We start from the raw sequence: 14465 nt of genomic DNA on the forward strand, positions 1-14465 counted from the left end.
CCGTTGTCTTTCATGACCTAGAGAACGACAAACAACTTGCCTTCTATGAAGACGAAACCTCTAGAAACTTTCTTCATCTATTCACAACTGAATCAGAATTCCCCATTGAAATTATCCAAAAAAATACAATTGATCGCATAACTATACTTTTCCATGGACAAGAAAGTGCTTTTATCATTATCCAAAATCAGCAAGTTCTCTTACAGCTCATTGATGAAAATACAAATGTTCCTGACAGTTTTTTCTTTCTGAGTTATTTCATTGTTATTTTAAGCAAAATCGGTTTGTAAATACATCATTTATGCAACGAAAACGGCAATTCCTTCCTTTAAATAAAACTTTTCTAAATCCGCTATTGAATATTTAATCAATTTAATGTATTATTATTACATACTAAACTTACCAAAAAGAGAAGGAGTTGCAGATATGCTTACTGTTAAACACTCAAAAAAACTAGCCATCATCAGTTTTATCGTCATATTTATCTTTTCGCTTTGCATGCCGTTTCTTTCTGCCAAAGCGGCAAGCGACGACTCACTGCAACAAATTAAAGATAAAAAACAATTAGTGGTTGGTTTGTCGGCGGATTATCCGCCTTACGAATTTCATCAAACGGTAAAAGGAAAAGATGAAATTGTCGGCTTTGATATCAGTATCGCTCAAAAAATCGCAGATGATATGGGTGTCAAACTGAGCATCAAAGAAATGGGTTTCGACAGCCTGCTTGGTGCTTTAAAAACCGGTAAAATCGATTTAATCATCTCAGGCATGTCCCCCACACCCGAACGACTAAAAGAAGTTGACTTTTCTGACCCCTATATGGCAGTCGAACAAGAAATAGTCATCCGAAAAACGGATAAAGACAAACTAAAATCCACCAACGACTTCAGCGGGACAAAAGTTGGCGCACAAAAACAAACAACTCAAGAAGAACTAGCTCAAAAAGAATTGACCGGGTCAACCGTCACTTCACTTCAAAAAGTACCTGACTTAATTTTAAACTTAAAAAACAATAAGATTGATGCTGTCGTTCTTGAAGGACCCGTTGCCGAAGCATATGCTAGCCAAGATGACACACTCACCATTTCTGATGCAAAGTTCATCAATGGTGGAAAAGAAACTTCCGTTGCCATGGAAAAAGGAGCAACGACTTTAAAAGATCAAGTGAACCATTCCATCAAAGAAATCAAAGATAAAAAACTGCTGAAAGATTACCAAAAAGAAGCCAACGAATTGATGTTCCAAAAAAGTAATTTCTTCAGTCAGTATGGAAGCTATTTCTTAAAAGGGACACTATATACGATCGTTTTAGCAGCCATCGGCGTTTTCTGCGGCGCTATTTTTGGAGCTCTTCTAGCGCTTATGAAACTTGCCAAAACCAGATGGCTCCGCTGGCCTGCGACGTGGTATATCGAATTCGTTCGCGGCACGCCGCTTCTTGTTCAAATTTTCATCGTCTTTTTTGGAACACAAGTTTTTGGGTTAAATCTTTCAGCCTTCATCTCAGGCTGTATCGCCCTCTCGCTTAACAGTGCTGCTTATGTTGCTGAAATTATCCGTGCGGGAATCACCGCTGTTAACAAAGGCCAAACAGAAGCTGCACGTTCACTCGGCATGACGCAAAATCAAGCTATGCGTTTCATCATTTTGCCGCAAGCGATTAAAAATATTTTGCCTGCTTTAGGTAACGAATTTGTCACAGTCATCAAAGAATCTTCCATCGTTTCAGTTATCGGTGTGGGCGAACTTATGTTTATGACTGGCGTTGTACAAGGCACAAGTTTCAAACCATTTGTTCCACTAATCATCACTTCACTCATTTACTTTGTCCTTACATTCAGTCTCTCCAGACTTTTGGGCATTGCAGAAAGGAGATTCAAAACTAGTGATTAATGTTCTAAACCTACACAAACACTATGGAAAAAACGAGATTTTAAAAGGAATTGATTTAGAGATTGATGCTGGAGAAGTTGTTGTTGTAATTGGTCCTTCTGGTAGCGGGAAAAGCACCTTGCTTCGTTGCCTCAATTTACTCGAGAAACCTTCAGAGGGACACGTGATTTTTGAAGACAATGATTTACTTGCTAAAGGCACAAATATCAACCAACTCCGTCAACGTATGGGCATGGTTTTTCAAGCTTTTAACCTTTTCCCGCATAAAACTGTGCTCCAAAATTTGACGCTTGCACCAACAAAAGTAAAAGGCGAAAGCGAAAAAGATGCAAACAAGAAAGCAATGGAGTTGCTTAAAAAAGTAGGTCTTGCTGAAAAGGCCGCAAGTTACCCTGCCAATTTGTCGGGCGGCCAACAGCAGCGTGTCGCCATTGCACGTGCGCTCGCTATGAACCCAGATGTTATGCTGTTTGATGAACCCACATCGGCACTTGACCCAGAAATGGTTGGCGAAGTGTTAAATGTTATGAAAGAACTTGCAAAAGAAGGCATGACAATGGTTGTTGTCACACATGAAATGGGCTTTGCTCGTGAAGTAGCAGATCGTGTTGTTTTCATGGATGCAGGCATCATCCAAGAGCAAGGAACGCCTGATGAAGTGTTTGGCAATCCGAAAAACGAACGTACGAAAGATTTTTTAGGGAAAGTACTCTCTTAATTTATGTTAAAATAAAAAGAAAAAGGAATGCAGCTTGCGTTCTTTTTTCTTTATGAGGAGGAACTCGGATGGACAAAAACAACATGGCAAAGAAATTTCAAGAAACGCCTGTGAACATTTTAGCGGATATCGGTACTCTGGCCAAAAAGACATCTAACATTCTAGATTTATCGATCGGCGATCCCGATTTAATCACGGATGAAGCCATCATTAATGCAGCTTTTGCGGACGTTTCACGCGGCGCGACAAAGTATACAGAGTCCGGCGGTGACATCGAATTGATCCGGGCCATCCAAGCGTTTTTCAAAAGAACATACAAGCTTGAGTTTGCTGAAAATCAAATCCGGGCAACCGTAGGCGCGCTTCACGGCATGTATTTAGCCCTCCAGGTTCTTCTTGATCCAGGCGATGAGGTCATTATTCACGAGCCTTATTTTTCGCCTTATAAAGACCAAGTTTTAAATTCTGGTGGTAGTCCCGTATTTATCCCAACCTATGAAAAAGATAATTTCATGATTAATACGGACATTTTAGAAGCTGCCATTACAGACCGGACAAAGGCGCTCATTTTAAATTCACCAAACAACCCAACAGGAGCTGTATTTTCAAAAGAAACACTTGAAAAGATTGCAGAACTTGCGAAAAAGCACAATTTCTACATTCTTTCCGATGAAGTTTATGATGGCTTTTGTTTCTATGAAGACTTCATACCGATGGCTTCCCTTGCGCCGGAACACACGATTACTTTCGGCAGCATGTCTAAAAATTTCGCGATGACTGGATGGCGACTCGGATACATGATTTCCCCGTCCTATATCAATGAAGCCGCTAAGCTTCTTAATGAAGGCATCACCTATTCTGCGCCAACGCCTTCACAGCGGGCCGCAATTTACGCCCTTAATCACGCAGAAACGCTTATTCCGAAAGTAGCTAATACTTTTAAAGAGCGACTCGAATACGTCCAAAAACGCGTAGCGAAAATTCCTTATCTGTCGCTTCATCCAGTAAAAGGTTCGATTTATGCTTTTTTAAACATCAGCCGAACTGGGATGGATTCAGTTGCTTTTAGCGAATATCTTTTGCAAGAAACACAAGTCCTCATAATCCCTGGACGCGCTTTTGGAGATAGCGGTGACAATTATGTTCGCCTCGCCGCCACCCAGGATCTTAACGTCTTAAAAGAAGCGTTTGACCGCATGGAACGCTTGACATTCAATTAACAAAAAGTGTTTGGGACATAAAACAAAAAAGAACAGAATCGTCAAACATACCATTTTCACAAATGGCTTCATTGAACGATTTCTGTTCTTTTCCTTTTAGCTAGTTGGCCTCATGTTTTCATTTTGTCTAAGCCTCTTTAAAAATGATAAACATATTTTGTATATTGATGTTCCTTGTTTTGCATCACTGTCATCCATACCTTCGTAAGATCCGTAACATCTCGTAATGGCGTCTCAAAAATAATTTGGCAAGGGATCGCTTTTCCAAGTTTAAAAACCGCAGAATGCCCATCTTCATTCAAAATATCTAGAGCTTGCCCCGAACTTGCTTTTTCTGACGAAAGAAAAATTTCTCCCAGCAATTGACTTCTTATATTTTGATGCTTTTTGTTTTCGATCAAAACAGAAACAATCAGATTCGACCAAGCCAGTTCTCCAGCTTTCTTTTGCTTCTCCTCTTTCACACCAACCACTTTTAGCTTGTAATCAGCCGTTTCTACCCACCTATCTTTCACAAGCTTCTTCTCACTCATCGTAAAATCACGAAATGGTTGGTTTGCATGTTGATATCCCAAAATAAGTAAAACTCCTAGCACTAGAACTACAGGTATCGCTACCAATAATTTGATTTTGCTCATTTTTATACCTCGTCTTGTTTGTTTACCAGTTTTCCATTTTTTATTTCAATCACTTCATCACAAATATCCTCCAAAAAGAACCGATCATGACTTGTTAAAATTAATGTCGCCCCACCTCCCCTTGCTTCTAGTAATAAGTGTTTTAGATTTTCAACACTCTCTTCATCTAATCCATTTGAAGGCTCGTCTAGAATAAGTAATTCTGGATTTCCTATCAAAGCTTGAGCAAGTCCCACTTTTTGCTTCATCCCAAGTGAAAACCGCTTCACACGCCTTTTATCTTTCGGGTCAAGCCCGACTTTTATTAGCAGTGCGCTAAGCTCCTTATCCGTTATCTGTTCCTCTTTTAGTGCCGCAATCAATTGAAGATTTTTATAGGCGTTGAATTCAAAAACAAGTGAAGGGTTTTCTAGCAATAGTCCTGTAGAAACAGGAAAGCGTTTTTCAGCCAAAATTGGCTCACCGCAAACTTCTACTTTCCCATCGCTTAACCGAATCAATCCTAGAATGGCCCGTAAAAGCATTGTTTTCCCCGAACCATTTGTCCCTCTTAATCCGTATATCGCTCCTTTTTGCAAGGTTAATGTGATCCCTTCTAGTACCGTTTGTCCTCTTATTTTTTTTTGTCACATTAAACAACTTAATATAATCCATGTTTTCCTACTTTCTCAAGATGTCTTTTTGCCTGTAGATAAAAATAGCAAGATAAGTAAGTAATAAAAATACAAAGAGTGCCATAAACAGCATTTTAATACGTGTTAGTTCCGTATAATCTATCCATCGACTACTGAACGTAGCATTAACAATAGAGTAAAACAGATAAAATCTTGTGGACAAAATCAGAATGATACATGTGAGTAAAAGCGCTGAAATAGTGTTAAAAACAAGCTGGAAAACGACTCCTAAAACATTACATAGTAAGAGCGCAAGCAACAAGAAAGCAAGTTCTTCCAATTGATTTAAGCTATACTGCCTAGTTTTAAAAAAGTGAAAACACGACATTTAAACTAACAAATACAAGCCAATATATCCCTGCAAAACTCATAACAGTAAGTAACCTACTGATGATGATTATTCGGCGATTCATCCCGTTTGCAATAAACACGGCTTTATCTTGCTGTTCTTCTCGACCAAGATAATTATAAAGATGGAAAAACTGGATAAAATAAAAAGCAAAACCAGAGGATGGGAAATTGATAAAAGTTATTATCTAAATCTACTTTTGAAGGACCGCTTAACCATTTGTCCAGTAGATTTTCATTCTCACCTGCGCCAGTAGCCTGCAGAAACATAAGCATAAGCAACAAAATGAATGAGCATACAATTTTCCATCTCTCCCGTAAAAAATAAACACTTATTTCTTGCTTATAAAGTTTGAAAATCATTTTTTCACATCTTTCTTATAAAAAATCACCAAAATACAAGCAAGAAGCAGACACACTTTCCCAATGATTTCAAGTTGTTCCGTTAATTGAATGGTGAGATCAAAATTCGTGATTTTCGCAAATGTTATTTTCCAAAAAAAAGCTTGAACCAAGTTTTCCTGATATAAAAAGAGCATCACAAACGAGTATTGAATAAGTGAGTATCAAGGCCATTCCCTTGTTTTTAATTAGGATAAGGAAAAATAAATAAAGAAGTGCTAACAGTAAAAAAGGCTTCAAGCCAAATTAAAGCATATGAACCGCCCACTACCAGTAAATCAAGCCCTTGTAAATGGAGAAGTATATATAGATAAAATGTATATTGCAAAATGCACGGTAGTAAAATGACTACGAATGCTATGACAAATTTGATAAAATGAAAAGTTAAATAAAGTTGCCTTTTCCTGTAAATAGCCATTTCTAGAACACTCACATCAGGCAAAATGGCTAGAAAGATGAGTAAACAAGGAATAAAAACAAACAGGATGCTGGCTAAAGGATTTAAGGCTATTAAAACTTGCACATCCATAAGAGCAGCACTCGACTCTGCCTGCAAAAAGGTGAAAATGAAATAAAGAGTGGTGAGACCACCAAAAACCAAATAAATTCCGTAAAAACGAGACAAGCGGATTCTTGCAAATTTCAAGCTCTCAAAATGCTTCATTATTTTTAACTCCACGAACGTATAGAAATAGTGTGACCAAAAAAAGGATTCCCCCATAAAGAACGATCGCTAAAAAGCTTTTATCATACGTTGTGATCGCTTCTGGCAAAAAGCCAAAAGGAGATAGAGCCATATTTTTCATGACAAATGAGTTCGCCGCAATACTTAAAAGTTGTAAGCAAAAAGGAAGCAGTAAAATCACCATTTTATTTTTTATATAAAAGGAAGCTGCAAGCGCAAAAGTCACAAATAGTCCTGCAAATACAAAGCTAATGGCAATATTGAAAAGAGCATATACAAGAGGATGTGCATAAAATAAATGGGGAAATAAATCACCACTTCCTTCATAAATTCCAAGGTTCACATTGATAAGCGGATCTGGTTTTAAGTTTGGAAGTAATAAAAAACAACCAATCAAATCTATAATCAGTGGGAGTGCAACAACAACTGCACCCGTTAAAAAAGTTTTCAAGAACAGCATCGAAAAGTATTTTTTTCGCGAGGAAGTCAGTAATACATAGCAAATCAAATGGTTTCTTTTATCTTCTAAAAAAATAGTCGAGGCAGAAAGCGAAGCGATAATCGGCAAAAGTAGATAAAAAAGGAGCATTAAAAGCGCTTGTACCTGAAAAGTCCATTGAAAGCCAGGCAGTATATGGAGTAAAAGTGACATGTTTTTTAACAGACAATCCGTAAACTTTTAAAAGGTGAGCACTAACAATTGCTAAACCTATCAAAAGGGCGAACAGTCGCTGATTTGTCTGTAATCTCAGCTTTAAAAAATGGGTCATCGATATTGTTTTCCTCGTTTCTTGGTGTGTTAAATGGACATTATTAAAACAAATGATGAGTGCTTAGTAGCTTATCATCGTCTTGAATCTGGACTCCATACCCCCCACATAGCAAAAGATTCAAATCTCGCAGATTCAACTCTTACTTTTATTGGATAATAGTTATTCCATTCAAGCGCCTTATTGTATAAATGTAGTGATTTCCCAATCGTTGTTTATAAACATGTCCATCTGATACGTCTTTCCCATCGCCAAGTGCAGCCCAAAATTTAGCATAGGTATTCAAACTACTCCCTGTGACTTTATTGTAATAGGCACTGGTGTTAAACTTCATTCTTGCTGGAGAATGGTCATAAGGACTCCAAAATCTGTACTCATTATGCCATCTTGTATCTGCTGTATTTCCTTTAGCAAAAGCAGTTATCGAGCCACTAATAACTAATAATAAAAGACCTAGCATAACTAATAATCTAATTTTTTTTCATGTTGCTTCATCTCCTCCTGATGGTATTATTGTTATGTATTATCTAGATTAAGCTCTCACAATTGTTTTGAATTATACATGCCCTCATTCAATAAAGCAATACCTTCCTTTAGTTGAAAATGGCTTTATAACACCATTTAAAAGCACATAAAATTAGATTTTTTTTTTTGCGTATTTCTCATCCAAAGGTATAAAAAAAGCTCTAAAAATTAGTGTTTAATTTTTAGAGCGAAATTTTTATTTAATTGGCAAAAACTTCTTCCAAAGGAATGGAATCAAAATCTGGAAAAACTGGTACTCCTTCTGGAAATTGGATGTTCGCCGTCGCGGCATTTGGAACAGCCAAGACTTTCAATCCAGCTTTTTGCGCTGCGATGACGCCATTTAGTGAATCTTCTACGGCATAAATATGTTTACTGCCTAATTTTGCCGCTGCTTGAAGGTAAAGCGCTGGGTCTGGCTTTATTTGTTTCACATCATCAGCTGTTTGGATGGTTGTAAAATGTGAAAACAAATGAAATTTCTTCAAAATTGGTTCTACCCATTCTCGCCCAGAACTCGTGGCAAGGCCAATCTTAAAGCCATCTGAAACCGCATAATCAAAAACTCGCTCAAAACCTGGTCGAAGCTCTAACTGCAGAATCCCATTTGAAAGCTCCTCCGAAACATGTGACGTAAAAGCTTCCACATCAAACTGACCATTTGTAGCTTCCGTTAAATAATGATGCAGTGGCTCTTCTGTCGTTCCAATGATCTGCTCATATATCGCAGCTGGAACTTCAATTCCATATGTTTCTTTCACATATTTCATTGTCGCGTCATGCCATAAATTCTCCGTGTCAATCATCGTTCCGTCAAAATCAAAAATAATTGCCTTCAAATCGCACTTCCTCCTTTTCAGGTGAAATCATTTTTATTATAACATAGACCTAATTACTTTTCTTTCATTATAAAAACCCAAAAATCAGGGTTGCAATTTCCTCAAAAAACGAATATTATAATATAGTAATCATTAATTGTTCGTAAATGATATTAAAGGGAGTGTCCAAGTCTTATGTTTCGATTAAAAGAAAACGGAACGGATGTGAAAACAGAAATTGTTTCAGGCTTTACTACGTTCTTAACGATGGTTTACATTATTGTTGTAAACCCTGCTATCCTTTCTGCCGCAGGTGTTCCATTTAATACTGTCTTCATGGCAACTATCATCTCTGCCGTTGTAGGTACGCTATGGATGGCCCTTTTTGCCAACTATCCAATTGCCATCGCACCAGGTCTTGGTATGAATGCTTACTTCGTGACAGTCGTCACCACCCAAAAAATGGATTATTCTGTTGCTTTTGCTGCAGTTTTTGTGGCTGGTATCATTTTTCTTATCTTATCGCTAACACCTTTTCGCGAAAAAATCATTACGGCGATTCCACACAATTTAAAAGCTGGGATTACAGCCGGAATTGGTCTTTTTATCGCATTTTTAGGTTTTCGTATGACAGGAATCATCGTCAAAAACGATTCCAACTTAGTTGGACTAGGCAACCTACATTCGCCTGAAGCATTACTCGCTATAGTAGGACTTTTAATCACACTGATATTTCTTGCATTGAATGTCAAAGGCGCTTTATTTATCGGAATGATCGCTACAGGAATTATTTCTTTCTTCACAGGCGAACTTAAATTTACAGATGGCTTTGTCAAATTACCACCAATGCCAGAATTTGTTTTCACTAATCCGATTCATGCCTTTTCAGATGTCATCTCACATAGTTTGTACGCCGTCATTCTCTCGTTCCTGTTAATCACAATTTTTGATACCACAGGAACAATGATCGGGGTTGCTAAAAAAGCAGGCTTGATGAAAGGCGAATCGCTACCTAATGCCAAACAAGCATTGTTAGGGGATGCGATCGCAACAACTGTCGGTTCAGTTTTTGGTACAACACCAACAAGTGCATACGTTGAATCCTCAGCTGGTGTAGCTACTGGTGGGCGTACAGGACTTACGACACTTACAGTTTCCATTTTGTTTGTTGTCTCCGCTTTTTTTGCACCGCTTGTTGGCGCTGTTTCTGGTATTTCCGCTATTACTGCCCCAGCACTTATCATTGTTGGAAGCATGATGATTGGCGCTGTAAAAGAAATTGACTGGGACACATTAGATGAAGCTTTCCCAGCTTTCCTTGTCATCCTTGCGATGCCACTTACGTCAAGTATCGCGATTGGCCTTGCTTTCGGCTTTATCTCGTACCCAGTTCTTAAAGTCTTCACTGGTAAATGGCGTGAACTGAACTGGTTCCTCATTTTGATCGCTATTTTATTCTTTATTCTTGTGGCTTTCTTGCCCCATTAACCCTGAAGCGCCTGTAAAAGTTGCAGGCGCTTTTAGCTGGACAAAGCTGGGCACATTTGCTATAAAGAAAGTAATCTCTAGAAAAGGATGTCATCGCTTTGTACTTAAAATCATTTCTTGCAGGAATCGGTATAGCTGTGCTTACTTTCCTTGCAAGCTTCTTACTTCCCAATTATACGCTCGCTACGATGTTCTCCTTTGTAGCTATGCTGCTAATCTTTATTTCAATTGCTTGTTCTGCCTTCGTCTCACTTGGCGGACGTAGTAACCGTGAAGCACGCAGCAAACAGCTTCGCTGGAGCATCATGCTTTTCTTGGCGGCTGTTCCCAACTTTATTGGATTCATTGTTAGCTACTATCTCTAAACAAATAAAGCCATTCTATTTTCATCCTAATCGGAATGAAAGTAGAATGGCTTTTTCTTTTTTAATCAAAAGCAGCAATGAAAGCTTTTAAATAATCCGGTAAATCCGGCGGACGCCGACTCGAAACAATATGTCCATCTGTTACAACCGGCTTATCATGCCAAATTGCTCCCGCATTAGTTAAATCATCTTTAATGCCTGGCGTGCTCGTTACATTGACACCCTTTAAAATACCCGCAGATGCAAGAACCCAGCCCGCATGACAAATTTGTCCGATTGGTTTTTTCTGTTCATCAAAATAGCGAACAAAATCTAAAACTTCATCGAAACGACGTAGTTTATCTGGAGACCAGCCGCCCGGAACAATGATCGCATCGTATTCTTCTTTTTTAATATCTTGAAAAGCAAAATCTGATGTCGCAGGTACCCCGTATTTTCCGTGGAATACACGTCCTTTTTCTTCCCCTACAAGATCTACTGTTGCACCCGCTTCTCTAAGTCGCAAAACCGGATACCATAATTCTAGATCTTCGAAGTCATCGCTTATAAGAGCAATAATTTTTTTACCCGTTAAAGTCATTCTATCAGCCCCCTTCTCCTAGTTTTAGTATAACAGGAGCCAATCCTGAACAAAAATCATCTGTTTACAACAAAAAAAAATACGCTGGACAAAATGTCCAGCGTCGCCATCATGCTCGAGTGTCTATGCATAACGGGATGAGGCATAGACAGAGACTACATGGCAAATGAGATGAATGAAAACAAATAATGGTTCGGTGTTAAAACAGATGATTAACAAAATGTTAATCTATTGGAAGATGGATACACCGAAAGCCACTATAACCATGATAGGGTCTTATCCCCATGAAAATCAAAAAAAAATTTTTAACTTTCATCGGGATAAAACTCTATATATTCATTGTACTATTCTTCTTAAAAAAATCAAGTGTCTAATTTGTGGATTTTTTGTGACAATCCAAAAAACACTTCGAAAATAAAAGAATAATCGTACACCAGAACATTCTACCTAATTGTCTAATAAAAATCCAGTAAAAAGACTTGTCCACAATAAAAGGTCATCAATCAAAGATTTCGATGAACATCCAACTTAAAATCGCAACAACTGGAATCAGTACCCAAAACTGTCCGCCTAAAAAAGAACCTGTACGTTTTGGTTGATGTTTGAGATCATAAACTTGCTGTTTTAAATCAAGAACCTCTAACTCTAAGTCTTGCACTTTATCCTCTAATTCATAAAGACGTTCTTCCATTTTTGCTAACCTCCCTTTTCTATCTATTTTTATTATAGCTAAGCAACGTCTCGATAGAATCCTTCTTAAGGCTGATTTTCCACAAGCAAAAGCGGCATGTCTCCTGCAAGAGAGACATGCCGCTTTAGATTTATTTAACGAATTCCAAGTGCGATCTTCGCATAACGTGACATTCGTTCCTTTGTCCAAGGCGGATTCCAAACGATATCGACATGTGTATCTTTCACTTCTGGAATATCAGCGAGTGCCGCATGAACTTGATCTGTTAAAATACCGGCAAGTGGACATCCCATTGTTGTAAGAGTCATCGTAACCGTACACAGTCCGTCCTCATCCAAATCAACATCATAAACAAGACCGATATTCACAATATCTATTCCAAGTTCTGGGTCAATTACTTGCTCCAGTGCACCCATAATATTTTCTTTAAGTTCCTCATCCATGAAGAGCGAACCTCCTTTTGGCTGTTTGTAGAGACATTGTAACACAACTTCCAGTGATTTTCATCACTTATAAATTCTTTTGGAAAAACGCGGTGGTCCGATCGATACCATCAATCGACACCTTATGTTTAGCGTGTTCGTCAGTGACGAACTCCACATTCTCCGCACGATTTTCTAAAGTAAGCGTATCAACTAGTTTTTCACTATATTTAAAGGGCACAACATCATCCTTTTTGCCATGCCAGAGAAGCAGTGGCCGATTTCCCAAACGTTCCAAATGCTTGCTTAAATCATAAGGCTCAAGTTCGGCAATTCGCGCTTCGACGTCATAAGGAAATGTCATTCCCTCTGCTTCAGCTGCTGAAACGAGCTCCCTTGCAAACGCTTCGTAATAAGCACTTCCCATCAAACTAACGGCAACTTTCACAGCATCAAAACGAGCTAAAATCCCAAGCGTTGTAATAGCTCCCATCGAAACGCCAGCAACGCCAATTCGTTCTTCATCAACTAAGCTTTTAGCTACTAGTTCTTGACGCAAATCATTAAATTCTTCAATATTTGCTGTAACCGTATCCCAAAAATACATCGCTTGTTCGGAAGACGTAATAGTTCCCTTGCGCTCGCCGTGAAATTTTGCTTCTGGCAAAAAGACTCGGAATCCTCGTTCCGCTAAAAAATATCCGTAATGGAGATAAAGTTCCTTTTCTGATTGAAATCCGTGATAAAAAAAGACCGTCGGCAATTTTTCTCCTTGTAAATCGTGCCTCACAACATGAAGTAGTGGAATATTTTTGACTTGCTCATTCGTTACTTGAATCACTCTTACAGCCTCATTTCTATACATTTTTGCGAATTCACTGTAAAACCTCGCCCATTTACAAAGCACCTTTTACAGTCTATCATAGAGATACCTCCATTTTAGCACGAAGAAACAAAGCGTCGCTAATAAATGAATTCATAAATAAAGGAGTCAATGATGGATAAAAAATTAATTGTATTGGACCTTGATGGAACAACTTTAAAAGAAGATCAGACCATTTCAGCGCGTACTAAAAGCGCTTTAACCAGAGCACGTGAAAAAGGGCACGAGGTGATGATTGCAACCGGACGACCGTTTCGTCTAAGTAGCCAGTATTATCGCGAATTAGACTTAAAATCACCCATTGTTAATTTCAACGGAGCTATTTTGCATCATCCACTTGATGCTTCGTATACAGGAAGCTATCACCAAGCTATCGACCTTGCTATAGTCCACGAACTGCTTGATTATACAAAACAATTCCCACTTTCAAACATAGCCGCAGAAGTGGAAGATAGCGTTTTTCTAGCTCGTGGCGACGACAGCGTACCCGAAAATTTTAAAACAGGAACCGGCGAGGTTTTCATTGGTAATTTAAGAACCCAAATTACGGCGAACCCTACATCCGTGCTTTTCTTTGGACAAACTGAACAGCTAAACACAATCAGCCGCCATCTGGACGATGCTTTATCGCATGTTATTTCCTATCACACATGGGGAGCTAGCTGGCCAGCAGTAGAAGTAGTAAAGCACGGTGTCCATAAGGCGATCGGCGTTGATAAAGCCGCTAAAACACTCGGTTTTGAAACTAAAAATGTGATTGCTTTTGGCGATGAAGCAAACGATCTTGAAATGCTAGACTATGCCGGTGTTGGGGTCGCAATGGGAAATGCTGTAGACGCGGCCAAAAACGCAGCCAATACCGTGACAAAATCCAATGAAGAAGATGGAATTGCTATTTATCTAGAAGAAAACTTATTATAAAAAAAACTGTTGGAGCGTTATAGAGCTCCAACAGTTTTTAAAATAGCGGTGATCCGCCTGATAAATAAAAGCCAAGCGAAATTGTGATAATCACAGCGACCACAAACAAGACTAAGAAAAGTCCAGTTGGTCGTTTTTTCTTTCGAAAACTAAGTAGCATTTCGATTACCCCAATTGTTATAACACCCATCAAAATCTTGAAGATGGAAACAAGCCAGCTTGTTTCCAAGCTATACTGAATCATCATGATTCCACTCAAAATCAGCACGATATAAAATACTCGGTCAATCATCGCAAAAATTGTAAAACTCTTCTCGGATTTTGGATAGCAGATCCAAGCAGCAATCGTCAAAATAATGATGGCAACCCAAGAAATCAAATGAAGATATTCCCACATAAATTTGTCCCTCTTTCTATCACTTTA

General features: G+C 38.5%; 16 protein-coding genes. 6 read left to right on the top strand and 10 right to left on the bottom strand.

The window, feature by feature from the left end:
- Positions 1–426: 426 nt before the first annotated feature.
- The 3 genes from MAQA_RS02950 to MAQA_RS02960 all read left to right on the top strand — a co-directional run bounded on the left by MAQA_RS02950 (position 427) and on the right by MAQA_RS02960 (position 3831).
- A complete protein-coding gene (locus MAQA_RS02950; RefSeq protein WP_036071212.1) occupies positions 427–1893 on the top strand; it encodes an ABC transporter substrate-binding protein/permease in 1467 nt (488 codons plus the stop codon).
- Positions 1886–2611 (top strand): amino acid ABC transporter ATP-binding protein, encoded by a 726-nt coding sequence (locus tag MAQA_RS02955; protein WP_036071214.1) that lies wholly within the window; start codon positions 1886–1888, stop codon positions 2609–2611. Before MAQA_RS02950 ends, MAQA_RS02955 begins: the two co-directional genes overlap by 8 nt.
- A gap of 68 nt (positions 2612–2679) precedes the next feature.
- On the top strand, positions 2680–3831 hold the full coding sequence (locus MAQA_RS02960) for a pyridoxal phosphate-dependent aminotransferase (RefSeq protein ID WP_036071216.1): 1152 nt from the start codon (positions 2680–2682) through the stop codon (positions 3829–3831).
- 137 nt (positions 3832–3968) lie between these two features.
- Here MAQA_RS02960 and MAQA_RS02965 read toward each other — a convergent pair whose 3' ends face one another.
- From MAQA_RS02965 to MAQA_RS03000, 5 genes are all read right to left on the bottom strand, one after another.
- On the bottom strand, positions 3969–4469 hold the full coding sequence (locus tag MAQA_RS02965) for a hypothetical protein (RefSeq protein WP_036071218.1): 501 nt from the start codon (positions 4467–4469) through the stop codon (positions 3969–3971).
- 2 nt (positions 4470–4471) lie between these two features.
- Positions 4472–5086 carry an ABC transporter ATP-binding protein gene (locus MAQA_RS02970; protein ID WP_036071221.1) on the bottom strand — a complete coding sequence of 205 codons (615 nt, stop codon included), beginning with the start codon at positions 5084–5086 and terminating at the stop codon, positions 4472–4474.
- Between the two features lie 991 nt (positions 5087–6077).
- Entirely contained in the window at positions 6078–6557 is a 480-nt protein-coding gene (locus tag MAQA_RS02985; RefSeq protein ID WP_036071229.1) for a hypothetical protein, read from the bottom strand.
- Positions 6544–7029, bottom strand: coding sequence for a hypothetical protein (locus MAQA_RS02990; protein ID WP_149023290.1), 486 nt, complete (start codon positions 7027–7029; stop codon positions 6544–6546). Before MAQA_RS02990 ends, MAQA_RS02985 begins: the two co-directional genes overlap by 14 nt.
- 1044 nt (positions 7030–8073) lie before the next feature.
- Entirely contained in the window at positions 8074–8712 is a 639-nt protein-coding gene (locus MAQA_RS03000; protein ID WP_036071233.1) for an HAD family hydrolase, read from the bottom strand.
- Between the two features lie 174 nt (positions 8713–8886).
- Between MAQA_RS03000 and MAQA_RS03005 the strand changes: the two genes are divergently transcribed.
- Positions 8887–10179, top strand: a complete 1293-nt coding sequence (locus MAQA_RS03005) for an NCS2 family permease (protein WP_036071236.1) — start codon at positions 8887–8889, stop codon at positions 10177–10179.
- A gap of 98 nt (positions 10180–10277) precedes the next feature.
- Positions 10278–10544 carry a hypothetical protein gene (locus MAQA_RS03010; RefSeq protein ID WP_036071239.1) on the top strand — a complete coding sequence of 89 codons (267 nt, stop codon included), beginning with the start codon at positions 10278–10280 and terminating at the stop codon, positions 10542–10544.
- A 61-nt stretch (positions 10545–10605) separates the two neighbouring features.
- Here the strand turns inward: MAQA_RS03010 and MAQA_RS03015 are convergent, their stop codons facing one another.
- The 4 genes from MAQA_RS03015 to yjfP form a co-directional block, all read right to left on the bottom strand.
- Positions 10606–11124: a type 1 glutamine amidotransferase domain-containing protein gene (locus tag MAQA_RS03015; RefSeq protein WP_036071242.1), complete on the bottom strand. Its 519-nt coding sequence runs from the start codon at positions 11122–11124 to the stop codon at positions 10606–10608.
- 499 nt (positions 11125–11623) lie between these two features.
- Positions 11624–11815 carry a hypothetical protein gene (locus tag MAQA_RS03025; protein ID WP_036071248.1) on the bottom strand — a complete coding sequence of 64 codons (192 nt, stop codon included), beginning with the start codon at positions 11813–11815 and terminating at the stop codon, positions 11624–11626.
- A gap of 134 nt (positions 11816–11949) precedes the next feature.
- Positions 11950–12258: a metal-sulfur cluster assembly factor gene (locus tag MAQA_RS03030; RefSeq protein WP_036071250.1), complete on the bottom strand. Its 309-nt coding sequence runs from the start codon at positions 12256–12258 to the stop codon at positions 11950–11952.
- A 67-nt stretch (positions 12259–12325) separates the two neighbouring features.
- The gene (gene yjfP, locus MAQA_RS03035) at positions 12326–13078 is read right to left on the bottom strand and encodes an esterase (protein ID WP_036071252.1); all 753 of its coding nucleotides are present in this window, start codon (positions 13076–13078) and stop codon (positions 12326–12328) included.
- A gap of 156 nt (positions 13079–13234) precedes the next feature.
- On the opposite strand from yjfP, the gene MAQA_RS03040 reads away from it, so the two are divergent.
- The gene (locus MAQA_RS03040; RefSeq protein ID WP_036071254.1) at positions 13235–14041 is read left to right on the top strand and encodes a Cof-type HAD-IIB family hydrolase; all 807 of its coding nucleotides are present in this window, start codon (positions 13235–13237) and stop codon (positions 14039–14041) included.
- 37 nt (positions 14042–14078) lie between these two features.
- On the opposite strand, the gene MAQA_RS03045 is transcribed toward MAQA_RS03040, so the two are convergent.
- Positions 14079–14438 (bottom strand): YisL family protein, encoded by a 360-nt coding sequence (locus tag MAQA_RS03045; protein WP_036071256.1) that lies wholly within the window; start codon positions 14436–14438, stop codon positions 14079–14081.
- Positions 14439–14465 lie beyond the last annotated feature (27 nt).

Origin of the sequence: Listeria aquatica FSL S10-1188 (assembly GCF_000525795.1) — a bacterium.
GTDB lineage: Bacteria > Bacillota > Bacilli > Lactobacillales > Listeriaceae > Listeria > Listeria aquatica.

What these genes read in the sequence shown, in the direction of transcription:
- MAQA_RS02950 (WP_036071212.1), top strand. Translation starts at nt 427, where the DNA reads ATGCTTACTGTTAAACACTCAAAAAAACTAGCCATCATCAGTTTTATC.
- MAQA_RS02960 (WP_036071216.1), top strand. Translation starts at nt 2,680, where the DNA reads ATGGACAAAAACAACATGGCAAAGAAATTTCAAGAAACGCCTGTGAAC.
- MAQA_RS02965 (WP_036071218.1), bottom strand. Translation starts at nt 4,469, where the DNA reads ATGAGCAAAATCAAATTATTGGTAGCGATACCTGTAGTTCTAGTGCTA.
- MAQA_RS02985 (WP_036071229.1), bottom strand. Translation starts at nt 6,557, where the DNA reads ATGAAGCATTTTGAGAGCTTGAAATTTGCAAGAATCCGCTTGTCTCGT.
- MAQA_RS03005 (WP_036071236.1), top strand. Translation starts at nt 8,887, where the DNA reads ATGTTTCGATTAAAAGAAAACGGAACGGATGTGAAAACAGAAATTGTT.
- MAQA_RS03015 (WP_036071242.1), bottom strand. Translation starts at nt 11,124, where the DNA reads ATGACTTTAACGGGTAAAAAAATTATTGCTCTTATAAGCGATGACTTC.
- MAQA_RS03025 (WP_036071248.1), bottom strand. Translation starts at nt 11,815, where the DNA reads ATGGAAGAACGTCTTTATGAATTAGAGGATAAAGTGCAAGACTTAGAG.
- MAQA_RS03030 (WP_036071250.1), bottom strand. Translation starts at nt 12,258, where the DNA reads ATGGATGAGGAACTTAAAGAAAATATTATGGGTGCACTGGAGCAAGTA.
- MAQA_RS03040 (WP_036071254.1), top strand. Translation starts at nt 13,235, where the DNA reads ATGGATAAAAAATTAATTGTATTGGACCTTGATGGAACAACTTTAAAA.
- MAQA_RS03045 (WP_036071256.1), bottom strand. Translation starts at nt 14,438, where the DNA reads ATGTGGGAATATCTTCATTTGATTTCTTGGGTTGCCATCATTATTTTG.